Below are 16,580 nucleotides of genomic sequence, written 5' to 3'. Positions count from 1 at the left end.
TTTAATTAAATATTTATATATATAATATAATGTAACACTGTAACAGTGATAGGGTATAGGTGGCTAATACCAAGGGGTTAACTGGTGTTACAGTAATATATAATATAGTGTAACAATAATGTAACATATCGATTAAGTGTAACGAATAAACATACATTATACTTATAGGCTGACCTGGACAGATGTGGACACCAGATGCAAATAACCACAACAACCTCATAGAATGGCTATATAGCTAGGTTTATGGTATAATATAGGTGTAATATTGGTTTATGTATAGTAATGTATGATATATGTATATTATTAATTTATTAATAAGTCTTGAATACTTATAGTCACTTATGTAGTCACCTTTTTAAGTGTATAAAACATATAACATAGTGATTAAGCCATTTTAATGTAATTATTGGTATTCCTTATTAGAATACAATTGAATAATATACAAATGTTAATGTATAAATATTAATAATGTAGGTGGTAGGGTACCTTCTAAAATGGAGGTCTATAAATACCCCGTTGACCAGTTACACAATTTCTATAATATTTTTGAAAAACCAAGATTACAGTTTTAATAATTTTTAAAAGTCATAGGTGTAAAAGTCTATGGTGAAAGGAGTAAACAAAAGATGGAAGAAGTAAATAATCAAAGTGAAAAGTCAACTGTTGATAATTCGGTTGGTGAGGTAACTCTAGAACAATTTAAAAGTGCATTGGAGAATAACTTAGATATTAAAGGCTATTATGATAGCGTCGTAGATAAAACGGTTAATAAAAGACTTGATAAAGGCATTGAGTCATGGAAAGAAAAGAATTTAAATAACTTAGTTGAAGAAGAAATAAATAAAAGGTATCCACAAAAAACAGATACCGAGATAAAAATAGAAGAAATAAATGCAGCTCTTGAAAAAGCTAATGAAGAAAAACAACAACTGGAATTAAAAATGCAATATCAAGAATTGTTAATAAAATCAAATATACCAGTTGAAATGGTTAATTTTTTAGCTGGTGATGATACGGGAGAAACAATAAAAAATATAGAAATGTTCAAAGAACTAATGGTTAAGTACGTTAATGGAGAAGTTGAGAATAGATTAAAATTAAGTTCTTATATTCCAGGTGGAAATAATCCTATTAATGTAAGTAATCAGATGAGTGACTTTGAACGGATAGTTAAAGGAGTAAGATAATATATGGCAGATACAGATTTAATTTTAAGTCAACAGTTAGATGGGATTATCCCAACTGAAATAAGTAATGAGATAGTAAAGCAAATAATGCAAGGGTCTATTTGTATGAAATATGCAAAGGTTGAGCCTATGACAACACCTAAAAAAACAATACCAGTTGTAATTAATGTTCCTGGTGCCACATGGGTTGGTGAAGGGGAAAAAATAAAAGTTGGAAAACCCTCAATAGTTCCAGTGACATTAGAAGCTAAAAAGATAGCCATAATAATGACTGCCTCAAGAGAAGCTCTTACAGATCCGGTTGCAAATTTATTTGAAGATCTTAAAGATGCAATTGCAGAAAGTTTCTATAGTGTAATTGATAGAACTATATTAACTGGAGATGCTGCAAATCCATTTAAAAAGACATTACTTTCAGTTGGTACACCTAACGGGATTACTGAAACTGATGATATAATGATTGATATATCTAATACTTTAGGAAAAGTTGAAGAAAGTGGCTTTACACCAACAGTATTGATTCAAGCACCAAAAACAAAGACTAAATTAAGAAATCTTAAAACAACTATGGGTACTCAATTAGTTACTGATGTAAATAATATTTACTCTACACCAGTAGAATACACAACGCATTTTGATAATACAAAGACACCATTAATCACTGGTGACTTTGATTATTTAAGACTTGGTGTATTACAAGATATTCAATATGAGGTGCTTAGAGAGAGTACATTAACTTTAGAAGATGGTACAAGTGTTAATTTAGGACAAGATGATCTTATGGGACTAAGGGTTACTATGAGAATTGCATCACAAGTTTTAAGAGATGAAGCTTTTTCAATAATGATACCTAAGGTATAATATTTAGGTGACCAAACGGTGACTATTCTCCTAAAATAAATAAAAATAATATATATTTAATTTAGAATAAATAACCTATCATGAAACCTTGATATTACTAAGGTTATGATAGGTTATTTTAGTTTAAATGTATTAATAATAAATTAGGTTACCTTCCTACACACCCTGCCATATTTAGTCATTGCAGTTAATTTGCAATGGCTTTTTTATTTTTATATAAATATATGAGAGGTATATGATAAATTTCGACTTAAAATGTAGGAAAATTCATATATAATAATTATATAACGAGTTTATGTATGCAAATTATTATATAATTCAACTAATTTGATTATAGATAAATATATTTAATACTAAATACATAATATGTATAATATGTATTTAGTATAGATTTTTACACACGATAATTACTATATAAATTATTAATATATGGGGGTATATTTATGTTTAAAAGAAAGTCTGATAAGACTTTAAAAAAAAGGAAACATAGTTCATTTAATTTAAAAAGTACATCTCAAAATATAAGCAAAAGTATTAAGAATGCATTTAGCAAAATTACAATTAGATATAAAAACTCCATTAGTAAAAAAATTAGAAAAAGTAACAAAATAGATAAGGATAAAATTAATGATATAAGTAATAATATAAACAGTATAAAATCCACAGCTAAGGTTTATAAAGAAGGAAAATTACAGGTTGAAGGAACTAGTGTTAAAAGAAAAATATTAATTAGTATGATAGGCCTTACAATAGTATCAATGATAATAACTAGTGCTATTATGTACATAAACTCTTCAAAGACGATTTCAAGTCAGAGTACAGAAAATATGGAGGGTATAACTACATCATCTATACAAACTATATCTGTTATGATGGATAAGGTTACCAATGAGGCTTTTGCTCTATCAAATTCTAAGGATAATCTTAATGTGTTATTAAATTATGCTCAGAAAAAAAATAGTAAAGAAGATGTTAAAAATATAAATGAAGTCTTTAAGTCATATATATCTGGTAATAAACATGTAGACAGAATATCATTAGTTAGCCCTGAAGGTGATATAGTAGCTGATAGTGAAGAATCCTTAGTTGGAGCTAATGAAGTTGATAATTCTTATCACAGTACGAGTTCTAGTGGGGGGAAGTGGATAAGTAATACAATTAAATCTGTTGCTGGTGATAAAGGAGTTTTAGTATTTACGTATCCTGTATTAGATGAAGCTAACTATAGTAAATGTGTAGGATATATAGCATTACATGTTTATGCTGAGAGTTTTTCTACCTATATTGAAAATATAAAAATTGGACAGATAGAAAGTAGTTATGCATATCTAATTGATGAAAAAGGAAATATAATATATCATCCAAATAAAGAAAAAATTGGGCAAACAATAGATATACCTGAAATAAAGGCTATAGTAGATAAAGCTATGAAGGGAAGCAATGTAGAAGTTGGATCAGTAGAATATAGTATAAATGGGAATAAAGTAATGTCATCTTTTGGATTAGTACCTAGAACAAATTGGACCATGGTTATAGATGCTAATAGTAATGAAATAAGAAAACCGGTAATAGCAATGGTTAAACAAATAGCATTAGTAGCATTAGCTATAGTTATTATAGGTTCTATTATAATAATGGTAATGGCAAATGTAATTATAAATCCTATAGTGACTGTTGCCGCTTTGGTTAATAAAACAGCTAAGTTAGATTTAACTAATGATAATTTAGCTATAATTAAGTCTAAGGATGAAATAGGTCTTATATATAGATCTATTATAAATATGAGAGAAGTGTTAAGGGAAGTTGTTGGAGATATTGCAGCAACTACTGAAGTATTAACTAATAATGCTAATATAGTAGAAGAATCTACAGAGTCATTAAAAATTAAAGCTGATGAAACATTATTTGAAACTGAAAGTGTATCATCTGGTATAGAAGAAACATCAGCAACTTCTCAAGAAATTGCTGCATCTTCTACTGAAATGATAAAGAGTGTACAGAATATAGCTAGTGAAGCATTAGAAGGATATGAAATAACTAAGGATATTCTTAAGAGAGCTCAGGGCATAAAAGCTAGTGCTATAGAATCTAAAGAAAAATCCAATGATATTTATAATAGTGTAAAAAGTGAGTTGGAAGTTGCTATAACAAGTTCTAAGGAAGTTAAGCAGATTGATAAGTTAGCTGATTCTATACTTAAGATAACTCAACAAACTAATTTATTAGCTTTAAATGCTGCAATAGAAGCTGCTCGTGCAGGAGAAGCAGGAAGAGGGTTCTCTGTAGTTGCAGATGAAGTTAGAAAGTTAGCTGAAGAGTCTGGTAAAACAGCAGCAGATATACAAAGAATAGTTAAAATAGTAAATAAATCTGTAGAAGAATTGGCTCTTAGTGCTGGGCGCATGAGCAATTTCATAGAACAACAAGTAATTAATGATTATGATAAAAATATAGAGCAAGGAGTTTTATACGAAAAAGATGCAGATCAATTCAACAACTTTATGAATGAGTTTAGCAGTGAAGCTGCAGTACTAAATCAAGCTATAGAAGGAATTGTTACTGCCATAGATGAAGTATCAGTAACTGTTACAGAGGGAGCTATGGGAGTATCATCTATATCATCTAAAACTATGGATATAGTAGGAAATATTGAGAGTATAAAAAGTACTGCTATAGAAAATAAGGAAAATGCAGATAAATTAAATAATACTACACTTAAGTTTAGATTATAAAAAATAGGAGTAAGAATTTAAATTCTTACTCCTATTTTTTCTCCCATATATACAGAGGTTTCTACTCCTAAATTGCTTTGATAACATATATCTTCATCTAATTTTAATATATTTTCCTTTAGTATAATTATAACTGTTGAGCCACCAAACTTAAAATAACCTTTTTCATCTCCGCGGTTAATTTTGGATGATGAGGAGTAGGTTTGAATAATAGAACCAACAAAGGTAGCACCTACTTCTATGTAGATAACATCATCAAAATTATCACTTTTTAGAATACTATACTCTCTTTTATTTTCTGAAAAAACCTTACTTATATTTTCAAGAGCTACGGGGTTAACTGAGTAATATTTACCCTTTATAAATGTGGATTTAGAACAAGTTCCGGAATCAACAAAGTGAAATCTGTGATAATCAGTTGGGCATAATCTAAATATTAAACAAGTACCATTAGAATAATTCTTACTTAGTTCTTCATTTTGCAATAACTCATTAAGGGTATATTTAAATCCTTTAACTGTAAAGCTAGAATTCTCATCAATTTTTTCTATAGCTAATAGTTTACCATCGCAGGGAGAGATAAATGATTCATCATCTTTACAGATATTACGACTGTGTTTTGAAAGTTTTCTATAAAAAAAGTCATTAAAGGAGCTATATTCATCTATATTTTTTTCATATTCATCTATATTTATGTTGAATCTATCTATAAAGGGGTGTATATATTTTTTACTAAACTTACTATCGCAGCCCATTCCATAGAGCTTACTTAAGAATTTTCGACTTGCAATTTTGGGTATAAAAGTTTTAGCAACTGGGTTACTATACATAAAATTAAGTATATTTCCACCAGCTACATTTTCTTTATAATAGGTCTTCTTTTTTCTATCATAGTACTTTATCATAAAATCATCTCCAGGTTTGTCTTAAATTTAACATAATGATATTATAACAGAAAATATATTAGATATATAAATATATCTCCAATTAAGATATAACCATATATCTTAATTGGAGATACTTGAATAAATTTAATATTTTTTTATTTATATTACTTCGCTATTAGTTAGCTTTCTCATATCATCATTAGATGGTTTTTCACTTCTCTTTTTAAAGAACTCTTCAGCTATTTGTGGGAAAGCTAAGTAAGAAAGAACATCTTCTTCACTGGTTGTTATATTTTTCAGTTCTTCTTTTGTCTTTTGGAAAGCTGGTTCTAAAGTATCAGCATATCTTCCTTCAATAGGAGTATCATTTCCAAGAGCTTTTTTAAGAACTTCTTCATTTATTTCCCCAGGAGCTTTACCATATTCTCCTCTGCAATAAGCTTTAACTTCTTTAAGAACCATTTTATATCTTTCACCAGTTAATACATTAACTGTAGCTTGAGTTCCAACCATTTGGCTCATTGGAGTAACAAGTGGAGGGAATCCTAAGTCTTCTCTTACTTTAGGAACTTCTGCAAGAACTGCATCAAGTTTATCAATAGAGTTTTGAGCTTTAAGTTGAGAAATCATATTAGATAACATTCCTCCAGGTATTTGGTTTGTAAGCCCTTCAGGCTGAGGCGTTAATACCTTTGGATCTAGTAATCCAGCTTCTAAAACTTTTGATCTAACTGGTTTAAAGAAATTATTAATTTGAGTTAAGGTACCTATATTAAGACCTGTTTCAAATCCAGCAGTTTCTAGTGCATGATGCATAGATTCTGTTGGAGGTTGAGCTGTACCACTAGAGAATGAAGAAATTGAACAGTCAATTCCATCTACACCAGCTTCTGCAGCTTTAAAGTAAGCCATTTCAGCAATACCATTTGTGCTGTGAGAGTGTAAAAATACTGGAATTTTAACAGTTTCCTTTATACTCTTAACTATGTCATATGCTATAGAAGGCATTATAAGGCCAGCCATGTCCTTTATACAAATAGAGTTTGCCCCCATATTTTCAAGTTGTTTTGCTAGTTTAGTATAGTTTTTAACATCATGGATTGGACTTACAGTATAAACTATAGTTCCTTGTGCATGAGCACCTTGCTTTATAGTTTCATTCATAGCAACTTCTATATTAGCAAAGTCATTTAATGCATCAAATATTCTTATTATATCCATACCGTGATAAACAGACATTTTAATAAATTCTCTAACTACGTCATCTGGATAGTGTTTATATCCTAAAATATTTTGTCCTCGTAATAACATTTGAAGAGGGGTTTTAGTAACTATTTTCTTTATGTTCTTTAATCTCTCCCATGGATCCTCATTTAAATATCTTAAGCAAGAATCAAAGGTTGCTCCACCCCAACACTCTAATGAATAATATCCTGCATCATCTAAATCTTTAAGAATAGGTGCAAAATCTTCAAAAGGAAGTCTTGTTGCAATAAGAGATTGATTTGCATCTCTTAAAACTGTTTCGGTTATGTTAATCTTCTTCATTATAAAATCACCTCTGAATTTTTTGTTGCAAAATCACAATATATTAGTATTTTAACATAGATTTAAATAAAAATCTGCAATAAATCATTTATTTTTCTGACAAATATATAAAGTTAAAAGATTTTTTATATTATGTGCATATAATCATGAAAATAATAAATTCTATAGATATATTATTTTTAAATAGTTTATATAGGTTGATTAATTAACATTAAGATAATAGGTTCATAGTAAAATATAGATATTAATCTATTGACGAAGAATAAATATATTATTATAATAAAGATTAGGTAATATGCGCCCGTAGCTCAGCAGGATAGAGCATCCCCCTCCTAAGGGGAAGGCCGGAGGTTCGACTCCTCTCGTGCGCACCAAAACTTAGTAAGGCTTGCTTTACTAAGTTTTTTTTATATATAATAAAGAGGAGTAAGTTATGGATAATTATTTTTTACAACAAGCAATTATTGAAGCTAAAATTGCAAAGAGTAAAAATGAAGTTCCGGTGGGAGCAATAATAGTAAAAAACAATAAAATAATAGCTACAGGTCATAATATAAAGGAAAATACCAATGATCCTACTAACCATGCAGAAATTATTGCAATAAAAAAAGCATCAGAAGCTATAGGAGATTGGAGACTTAATGAATGTGATATGTATGTTACATTAGAACCATGTCCTATGTGTGCTGGTGCTATTGTTCAAAGCAGAATAAAAAGGTTATATATTGGAACTTTTGACCCCAGAGCTGGAGGATGTGGCTCAGTATTTAATATTACTCAAAGTGGAAATTTAAATCATTGGGTTAATATTAAGTGGCTCTATAATGAAGAATGTAGTAATTTACTACAAGAGTTTTTCAAAGAAAAGAGAAAGGAGAAACTGTAAAGATGGAAGAACAAGCAAAACAGGAGGCATTAAGACAGGCCGTACTAGATAAACATACTAAAGTTTGTATCTGTAAAGTAGTATCTAGAGCAGCTATAAAGAAGGCAATAGCTGATGGAGCTAAATCTTTTGAAGACGTAAAAAAGGCAACAGGGGCTGGAACAGGAAGTTGTAAGGGAACGAGATGTAAACATACTATAGAAGAATTACTAAAAGAATACAAATAATTAATTATATAGATTATAATAATATAAAAAGGATTAAGGAGGGGAATAGATGAATCCAGTAGCCATAAGTATATTTGGATTAGATGTTATGTGGTACGGAATTGTAATATGCTCAGGTACCATGTTAGCGCTTTTATTAAGTCAATATACCTGTAAATTAAAAGGGATAAATTATGATGATGTATTAACTATATTCTTAATTGCATTTCCAATTTCCATAATTGGTGCAAGACTTTATTATGTATTATTCGAGTTTGGATATTATAAGGATAATTTGATGGATATATTTAATATTAGACAAGGTGGCCTTGCTATTCATGGAGGACTAATTGCAGCAGTAATAGTTGTGTATATATGTACAAAGAGAAAAAGTATAAAGCTTTCATCCGCACTAGATATGACAGCACCATGTATTATATTAGCCCAAGCCATTGGAAGATGGGGGAATTTCTTTAATCAAGAGGCACATGGTGGACCTGTAACAGAAGCTTTTATAAGTAAGTTTCCGGAGTTCATACAAAGTGGTATGAATATAAATGGAACTTACTATCATCCCACATTTTTATATGAATCAATTTGGAATTTAGTAGTGTTCTTTATACTATTCTATATGTTACACAAGGTTAAAAAGAATGGAGTTGTATTTTTAACTTATATAGGACTATATTCTATAGGAAGATTTTTTATAGAAGGACTTAGAACAGACAGCTTAATGATGTTTGGGCTTAGAACAGCTCAAATTGTAAGTATTATAGGAGTACTTATATGGATTGTAGGGCTTATAATAATATACAGAAAGAAGAATAGTACAATTACACATATTTAAAAATTAAACCTTTTAGATAATAAGATATTTTTTGTAAATATTGATTATCTAAAAGGTTATTTTTATTTGGCACTATAAAGATATTTAATCTCTTAAATTAGTGCTACCGGTATTAAGATAAAAAGACAATTTACCTGCTAAATTTTGAAGAGGCATAGTTTGAAGGTATACTTTTCCGGGGCCTGTTAGTGTTGTTAAAAATAAGCCTTCACCACCAAAGAATATGTTTTTTAGTCCCTTAACCATTTCAATATCAAAATTTACACTTGGTTCAAAAGCAGCTACATGGCCGGTATCTACTTTTATTATTTCTCCAGGATTTAAGTTAAGCTCTTCAACATGACCATCAAATTCTAAAAGAACTGTTCCAGGACCAGTTATTCTTTGAAGGATAAAACCCTCGCCACCAAATAAGCCGCTAGAGAATCTTTTTTTAAAATGAATATTAAGACTTACAGAATCTTCAGCTGCCATGAAAGCACCCTTTTGACAAATTATAGATTCATTAGGTTGAAGCTCTTTAGCCATTATTCTACCTGGCACAGAACATGGGAATGCTATTTTTCCTACATTTCCTGAGCAAGTAAAGGTATTTAAAAATAAGCTTTCTCCTGATAGAGATCTTCCTATACTTTTAAATAGGCCACCTTTCATGTTAGAGTCCATAATTATATTGTCACTCATCCAACCCATAGCTCCTGATTCAGAGACAATTTTATCTCCACTATTTAGGTAACAGATAGCTACTGGCATGGAACCACCTTTAATTTCATAATTAATCATAAACAACTACCTCCATTTATATTATTTTATGATAAGTATATATATATTATTAATTTAAATTGAAAACTTTGTTAATCCTAATGAAATTATACTACAATTGGAATATATTTTTAAATAAGTTTTACTTGAAAGTAATGATTTTAAATAGTATAATAATGAATACACGATATGGAGAGATGTCCGAGTGGTCGAAGGAGCACGCCTGGAAAGCGTGTATAGGGGCAACTCTATCAGGGGTTCGAATCCCCTTCTCTCCGCCATGTCGTACTAGATGGGGAGTTAGCGGTGCCCTGTAACCTGCAATCCGCTACAGCAGGATTGAATTCCTTGCTGAGGTATCAATTTGTATGGTCTGGCCTATATAAGTGGCGTTGATAACTGGGTCCCACGCAATGGAAACTCATGAACCTCGTCAGGTCTGGAAGGAAGCAGCGATAAGTGAGACCTTCCATGTGCCGTGGATTAACCTGGTTTGAGTTAACTGTATAGGTAACGCATATAAACTGATTATCGAAGCAAGGTGTACGACTTTATTTTTTATTTAAGATGTTAAAGACATCTTTTTTTTTATCCTTTTTTAAATAGTTAATTTGAAATATAAATTAAATGAGTTAGTTTATATTGAAATATTTTAGAAAAACTAGATATATATAATTGATTACTTAATATAAGTTAGTAAAGAATATAGAATATAACTATGAGAAGTATTATAATAGATAAGATAAGAATTATTTTTGAGTAGAATAAATAATTAAGAAGTATTGTAGATATATATTTATTTAGAAATTTTAATGTAAGGAGTGAGGATACATGGGATATAAAGCACTTTATAGAGAGTGGAGACCTAAATTATTTAGCGACGTAGTTGGGCAGCAGCATATAACTACAACGCTTAAAAATGCCATAAAAAGCGATAGGATAGCTCATGCATACTTACTATGCGGAACTAGAGGAACGGGTAAAACTTCAACAGCAAAGATACTTGCAAAGGCAATAAATTGTTTAAACCCTATAGAAGGTGAACCATGTAATGAATGTGAAATGTGTAAAAGTATAAACCAGGGTACAGCTATAGATGTAACAGAGCTAGATGCAGCATCTCACAACAGTGTTGATAATATAAGGGATATTATAGATGATGTTCAATATCCACCACAAGAAGCTAAGTATAAGGTGTTTATCATAGATGAGGTTCATATGCTATCTATTGGTGCAGTTAATGCATTTCTTAAGACATTAGAAGAACCACCAAGTAGAGTAATTTTTATATTAGCAACTACTGATCCTCAAAAGCTTCCTATAACAATATTATCAAGATGTCAAAGGTTTGATTTTAAGAGAATAAGTAGTGAAAATATATTTTTAAGGTTAAAACAAATAACCGATTCATTATCAGTAAACATTGAAGAAGGTAGCTTAAGGTTATTATCTAGAATGTGTGATGGAGCAATGAGAGATGCTTTATCCATATTAGATCAAGCTATATCAATAAACAATATAGTTAGATATGAGGATTTAGTAGATATGTTAGGAATAACTACTAATGACAGCATGGTGACTATAGTAGATAATGTTATAAATCGAGATACAGAGGGATGCATAAGAGTAGTAAATAAATTAATATTGGATGGAAAAGATATTAACTTACTAATTAGAGATTTGATTACTCATATGAGAAATCTATTAATGATAAATGTAAGTAATAATTTAGAAGATGTATTGGATATGTCTATTGAAAACATAGAAAGTATAAAAAATCAAAGCACTAGAATTAGAGTAGAGGAAATCATGAGGTGTATAAGTATACTTCAAGAAGCCGAAGATAGCGCTAAGGGTACAAAGCAGGCTAGAATATATTTAGAACTAGCAATAATAAAAATGTGTAAGATAAAATATGATACCTCTATGGAAACTATATTAGCTAGACTGAATAGATTAGAGGATAAAATTGCATCAGGGAATATTACAGTACAAAGTGCAATAAAAGAAGTAAAGGAAATAAGACCAGAAATAAATCCAAGTATAAATAAAGTTGAAACAAGCAAACCAGTAGAGCTTAATAATGAAAATATAGAATTACCAATTGCAGCAGGAGAAAGTAAGCTAAATGTTGAAATTATTAGAAAATCTTTTAAAGATATTCAAAATATCCTTAAGCAAAAAAATAATATGGTAATAGCTACAGCGTTAATGATGGGAAAAGTTCAGAAATTCAAGAATGGAGTTATTACCGTCGGCTTTACAAAGGAATATAATTTTCATAAACAAAGACTTGAAAGAGAAGAATATAGAAAGATTATAAATGATATATTCTCAGAGGTATTAGATGAGAAGGTTCATGTTATTTATGAAATAGAAAATGATAATATAAATAGGGAAGTTAATAAAGAAAAAATACTATCAGATATATTTCCCGAGGCATTAGTGGAAATATGTGATGAATAAAATTTAAAGGTTTTAATAAATTGGTGGTTACATTATAATATAATATTATATACTAGTTATAATGAAATATAATTTTTAGGAGGTATTACAATGGCAAAAGGCGGATTTCCAGGAATGGGTGGAAATATGAATAACTTAATGAAGCAAGCACAAAAACTACAAAAACAAATGGAGGAAGCTCAGAAAGATTTAGAAAATAAAGAGTTTGAAGCATCTGTTGGTGGTGGAGCTGTAACAGTAAGAGTATCTGGTAAAAAAGAATTAAAAGATATAATAATCAAACCAGAAGTAGTTGATCCAGATGATGTAGAAATGTTACAAGATTTAGTTTTAACAGCTGTAAATGAAGCTTTGAAGAAAGCAGAAGAAGAAACTAATTCATCTATGGGAAAACTAACTGGTGGACTTAATATACCAGGAATGTTTTAATAGAGGTGACTAATTTGGATTTTTATCCTATAGCTATAGAAAAACTAATTGAGGAATTTGGAAAGCTACCGGGGATAGGGAGTAAAACTGCTCAAAGACTTACATTGCATGTTTTAAATCTTCCTAAAGATGAGGTTGAAGAATTTGCTAATGCATTAGTGAGGGCAAGAGGTACAATAAAGTATTGTTCAATATGTGGAAATTTTACTGATAGCGATCCATGTGCTATATGCTCAAATCCTAACAGAGATAAAAGTACAATATGTGTAATTGAGCAACCTAAAGATATAATGACCATTGAAAAAGTCAGAGAATTTAATGGGGTATATCATGTACTTCATGGCACAATATCTCCAATGCAAGGTAGAGGACCAGATGACATAAAGTTAAAAGAATTGATAACTAGGGTAAATAATGATTTAAAGGAAATCATCGTTGCAACAAATCCTAACATAGAAGGTGAAGCAACTGCCATGTATATATCAAAAATATTAAAACCTTTTGGAGTTAAAGTTACAAGAATAGCTCATGGAATTCCAGTAGGTGGAGATTTAGAATATGCAGATGAAGTTACTTTATCTAAAGCCCTAGAAGGTAGAAAAGAAATATAATTATTTATACAGGAGACTTGTGAGAATAGTAGATATATTTTCACAAGTCTTTTTTATCCGATGACTACCAGCTCTAACACTTCATCCTCTTCAAAGTGGGAGTAAAACTTCCTCTGAAGCAAATAACTCTGTTTATATAACATACAATTCAAATAACAAGTATATCTCATCCATTATATGTCAAAAATATATTTAAGTATATATAATGGAGGTATTATTATGAACAGAGATAAAATAATAGAGACAATACTAGCTAAGAATATTTATACACCCGAGCAACGTGAAATAATAAAAGGAATACAGGACTCAATAACGGAAATTGAAGTTGCTAAAAGTTGCTTCGATAATGTTAGTGATAAAAGTTTAATAGATATATCTATATATAAAGAAGATGAAGCTAAAGCTAAATATGTATATTTTCTAAACCAAGCAAAGAAAAGTGGAATAACAGTGAGTGTTGATTGTATGATAGAAGAATTAAATTATTGCAATAAGTGGTAATATAAAGTAAAATAACTAATAAATTTATTAATAGATAAAATTATTTAAGAATTAAGCATAAGATTTTATTTTAATGATTACTAAAATAATTTTAATTATAAGGGGGATGAATATGCCAAACATTATATTTTTTATAATAGCTATAGTTGCAATATTTATAATTGGTAAAATATTTGCATGGCCACTAAAGGTTCTATTAAACTTAATTGTTAATGGAATAGCTGGTGGTATATTATTGTGGTTAATAAATTTAGTAGGTGGAAACTTTGGACTAGTAATACCTATTAATGCAATAACAGCACTTATAGCTGGAATACTTGGTATACCAGGGGTGTTATTCTTAATAATATTGAATTATCTTAGATAGGGAAAAGGGAGTGTGGTAAAATAACTTTTTAATAAGTTAGTAGCTACGCTCCTTTTTAAACTGATGGATATAATTGAGGAAATTAATATATAAATTTTAAAAAAAACAAAAAATGTATTTACAGAATATTTTTAAAATGGTAGAATTTATTTATCAAATGGGGGTGTATATATGGGATTTAATGAATTTAAATATGAAAGACCAAATTATGAAAAAATAAAAGAAAAATTAATGGGTCTAATAGATAAAACAAATGAGAGTAACAGTATAATCGAAGTTAAAGAGCTTATTAATGAAATTAATGAAATTAGAAATGAAATAGTTACTTTAGGTACTATAGCTAACATAAGATATAGTATAAATACTGAGGATGAGTTTTATAGTAAAGAAAGAGAATATTGGGATGAATATGATCCTCTATATAACGAAATAAACTCAGAATTTTATAAAGTTATTGTAAATAGTAAATTCAGATTAGAATTAGAAAAAGAATTTGGAAAACAATTCTTTAGTATAGCAGAATATAATATAAAATCATTTTCTAAAGAAGTAATAAAGGATTTACAATTAGAAAATAAACTATCATCAGAATATAGTAAACTTATAGCTTCAGCTAAAATTATGTTTGAAGGTGAAGAAAGAAACTTATCTGGATTAACTCCATTTATATTGTCAGAAGATAGAGATATGAGAAGACGTGCTAGTGAAGCTAAGTATAAGTTCTTTACAGATAATGAAACAGAAATAGATAGATTATATGATGAGATGGTTAAGGTTAGAACTACTATAGCACATAAGCTTGGATTTAAAAACTTTGTAGAACTTGGATATGTGAGAATGTTAAGAACTGACTACAATTCAGAAATGGTAAGTAAATTTAGAGATCAAGTAAAAGATTATATAGTACCGATAGCAAATAAACTATATAAAAGACAAGTAGAAAGGTTAGAGTTAGATCAACTTAAATATTATGATGAAAAGTTTGAATTTTTAACTGGAAATGCTAAACCTAAAGGAAATCCAGAATGGATAGTTAATAATGGTAAAAACATGTATTCTGAACTTTCAGCTGAAACTAAAGAATTTTTTGATTTCATGATAGAAAATGACTTAATGGATTTAGTTACTAAAAAGGGCAAGCAAGGTGGCGGATACTGTACTTATATACCAAACTATCAATCACCGTTTATATTTTCAAATTTTAATGGTACTTCAGGAGATGTAGATGTATTAACTCATGAAGCTGGTCATGCATTCCAATGTTATAGAAGTAGATGGATTTCTATTCCAGAATGTAACTTCCCAACTTATGAGAGTTGTGAGATTCACTCAATGAGCATGGAATTTTTCACTTGGCCATGGATGAAACTTTTCTTTGAAGATGAAGAAGCTAAATATAAATACTCTCATTTAGGAGATGCTATTAAATTTATTCCTTATGGTGTAACAGTAGATGAATTCCAGCACTTTGTATATGAGAATCCAGATGCTACGCCAGATGAAAGGAAAAAGGCATGGAGAAATATTGAGAAAAAATATCTACCTCATAAAAATTATGAAGAATGTGATTTCTTAGAAAGAGGTGGATGGTGGTTCCAACAGGCACACATATTTAATAGTCCATTTTATTATATAGATTATACACTAGCTCAAATATGTGCTCTTCAATTTTGGAAAAAAGATCAAGATAATCATGAACAAGCATGGGAAGATTATTTAAGATTATGTAATGTTGGAGGTACAATGTCATTTGTAAATCTAGTTAAACATGCTAATTTAATTTCACCATTTGAAGAAGGATGCGTAAGCTCAGTAACTGGTGAGATAGATAAATACTTAGGAAGTATAGATGATAAAAATCTTTAATAGTAAGTTAAATGATGTAGTGATGAATACAATCACTACATCATTTTTTTATGATAATGTATTTGCTAGATAGGTATATTTCTAAAAAAAAAAATTACAGTAGTCAATATATGGCAAGGTTTTATAGAAGAAAATATATAAATATTTATATAGGTTACCTTTTATATAGTTAACTATTTAGCTATTTAACTAGTTAACTAGTTAAATAGTTGTTTTATCCATGCGGGTTTCAAGGGAATTAGTATTTTGATAATAAGACTAAATACATTATAATAAGCAGCAGTAATAATGATGTTGTTGTGTGCTTACCTATAATAAAAATTCAAATTGATATACTATATTTTAAATAAATAGTAAAAATAATAGAATATAAACTAATACTTTACCTAGTGTATCAATATTAGGATAAGGTAGCATTTAAATG

General features: G+C 29.2%; 15 protein-coding genes, 2 tRNA genes and 1 other RNA gene. 15 read left to right on the top strand and 3 right to left on the bottom strand.

Annotated elements, in window-relative coordinates; genetic code table 11:
- The first annotated feature begins 626 nt into the window (after window positions 1-626).
- The 3 genes from IO99_RS14380 (at window position 627) to IO99_RS14370 (ending at window position 4,780) form a co-directional block, all read left to right on the top strand.
- Window positions 627-1,187, top strand: a complete 561-nt coding sequence (locus IO99_RS14380) for a DUF4355 domain-containing protein (protein WP_035134644.1) — start codon at window positions 627-629, stop codon at window positions 1,185-1,187.
- Window positions 1,188-1,190: 3 nt separating this feature from the next.
- Window positions 1,191-2,048 carry a phage major capsid protein gene (locus IO99_RS14375; RefSeq protein ID WP_035134643.1) on the top strand — a complete coding sequence of 286 codons (858 nt, stop codon included), beginning with the start codon at window positions 1,191-1,193 and terminating at the stop codon, window positions 2,046-2,048.
- A gap of 443 nt (window positions 2,049-2,491) precedes the next feature.
- Window positions 2,492-4,780, top strand: coding sequence for a methyl-accepting chemotaxis protein (locus IO99_RS14370; RefSeq protein ID WP_035134642.1), 2,289 nt, complete (start codon window positions 2,492-2,494; stop codon window positions 4,778-4,780).
- Between the two features lie 17 nt (window positions 4,781-4,797).
- On the opposite strand, the gene IO99_RS14365 is transcribed toward IO99_RS14370, so the two are convergent.
- Both IO99_RS14365 and IO99_RS14360 read right to left on the bottom strand, forming a co-directional pair.
- A complete protein-coding gene (locus IO99_RS14365) occupies window positions 4,798-5,685 on the bottom strand; it encodes a phosphatidylserine decarboxylase (RefSeq protein WP_035134641.1) in 888 nt (295 codons plus the stop codon).
- 141 nt (window positions 5,686-5,826) lie between these two features.
- Complete coding sequence (locus IO99_RS14360; RefSeq protein WP_035134640.1) at window positions 5,827-7,215, bottom strand: pyruvate carboxylase subunit B; 1,389 nt, start codon at window positions 7,213-7,215, stop codon at window positions 5,827-5,829.
- Between the two features lie 297 nt (window positions 7,216-7,512).
- Between IO99_RS14360 and IO99_RS14355 the strand changes: the two genes are divergently transcribed.
- From IO99_RS14355 to lgt, 4 genes are all read left to right on the top strand, one after another.
- A tRNA-Arg gene (locus tag IO99_RS14355) sits at window positions 7,513-7,589 on the top strand.
- 59 nt (window positions 7,590-7,648) lie between these two features.
- Window positions 7,649-8,101 carry a tRNA adenosine(34) deaminase TadA gene (gene tadA, locus IO99_RS14350; protein WP_035134639.1) on the top strand — a complete coding sequence of 151 codons (453 nt, stop codon included), beginning with the start codon at window positions 7,649-7,651 and terminating at the stop codon, window positions 8,099-8,101.
- Between the two features lie 2 nt (window positions 8,102-8,103).
- Complete coding sequence (locus IO99_RS14345; protein ID WP_035134638.1) at window positions 8,104-8,328, top strand: (2Fe-2S)-binding protein; 225 nt, start codon at window positions 8,104-8,106, stop codon at window positions 8,326-8,328.
- A gap of 49 nt (window positions 8,329-8,377) precedes the next feature.
- A complete protein-coding gene (lgt, locus tag IO99_RS14340; RefSeq protein WP_035134637.1) occupies window positions 8,378-9,154 on the top strand; it encodes a prolipoprotein diacylglyceryl transferase in 777 nt (258 codons plus the stop codon).
- A gap of 84 nt (window positions 9,155-9,238) precedes the next feature.
- Here lgt and IO99_RS14335 read toward each other — a convergent pair whose 3' ends face one another.
- On the bottom strand, window positions 9,239-9,937 hold the full coding sequence (locus IO99_RS14335; protein ID WP_341349099.1) for a TIGR00266 family protein: 699 nt from the start codon (window positions 9,935-9,937) through the stop codon (window positions 9,239-9,241).
- A 170-nt stretch (window positions 9,938-10,107) separates the two neighbouring features.
- Here IO99_RS14335 and IO99_RS14330 point away from each other — a divergent pair.
- From IO99_RS14330 to IO99_RS14300, 8 genes are all read left to right on the top strand, one after another.
- Window positions 10,108-10,197, top strand: a tRNA-Ser gene (locus tag IO99_RS14330).
- Between the two features lie 2 nt (window positions 10,198-10,199).
- Window positions 10,200-10,465: signal recognition particle sRNA large type (gene ffs, locus IO99_RS18795), an RNA gene on the top strand.
- A 282-nt stretch (window positions 10,466-10,747) separates the two neighbouring features.
- Window positions 10,748-12,382 (top strand): DNA polymerase III subunit gamma/tau, encoded by a 1,635-nt coding sequence (gene dnaX / locus IO99_RS14325; RefSeq protein WP_035134635.1) that lies wholly within the window; start codon window positions 10,748-10,750, stop codon window positions 12,380-12,382.
- A 90-nt stretch (window positions 12,383-12,472) separates the two neighbouring features.
- Window positions 12,473-12,811, top strand: a complete 339-nt coding sequence (locus tag IO99_RS14320; RefSeq protein ID WP_035134633.1) for a YbaB/EbfC family nucleoid-associated protein — start codon at window positions 12,473-12,475, stop codon at window positions 12,809-12,811.
- Window positions 12,812-12,825: 14 nt separating this feature from the next.
- Window positions 12,826-13,422 carry a recombination mediator RecR gene (gene recR, locus IO99_RS14315; RefSeq protein WP_035134631.1) on the top strand — a complete coding sequence of 199 codons (597 nt, stop codon included), beginning with the start codon at window positions 12,826-12,828 and terminating at the stop codon, window positions 13,420-13,422.
- 219 nt (window positions 13,423-13,641) lie between these two features.
- A complete protein-coding gene (locus IO99_RS14310) occupies window positions 13,642-13,923 on the top strand; it encodes a DUF2508 family protein (RefSeq protein ID WP_035134629.1) in 282 nt (93 codons plus the stop codon).
- Window positions 13,924-14,029: 106 nt separating this feature from the next.
- Window positions 14,030-14,290 (top strand): pro-sigmaK processing inhibitor BofA family protein, encoded by a 261-nt coding sequence (locus IO99_RS14305; RefSeq protein ID WP_198028598.1) that lies wholly within the window; start codon window positions 14,030-14,032, stop codon window positions 14,288-14,290.
- A gap of 171 nt (window positions 14,291-14,461) precedes the next feature.
- A complete protein-coding gene (locus tag IO99_RS14300; protein ID WP_035134625.1) occupies window positions 14,462-16,156 on the top strand; it encodes a M3 family oligoendopeptidase in 1,695 nt (564 codons plus the stop codon).
- Window positions 16,157-16,580: the final 424 nt, after the last annotated feature.

Source organism: Clostridium sulfidigenes (assembly GCF_000732635.1).
GTDB lineage: Bacteria > Bacillota > Clostridia > Clostridiales > Clostridiaceae > Clostridium_J > Clostridium_J sulfidigenes.
The sequence above is the reverse complement of the archived record's forward strand: the minus strand, read 5'-3'. Positions and strand labels throughout refer to the sequence as shown.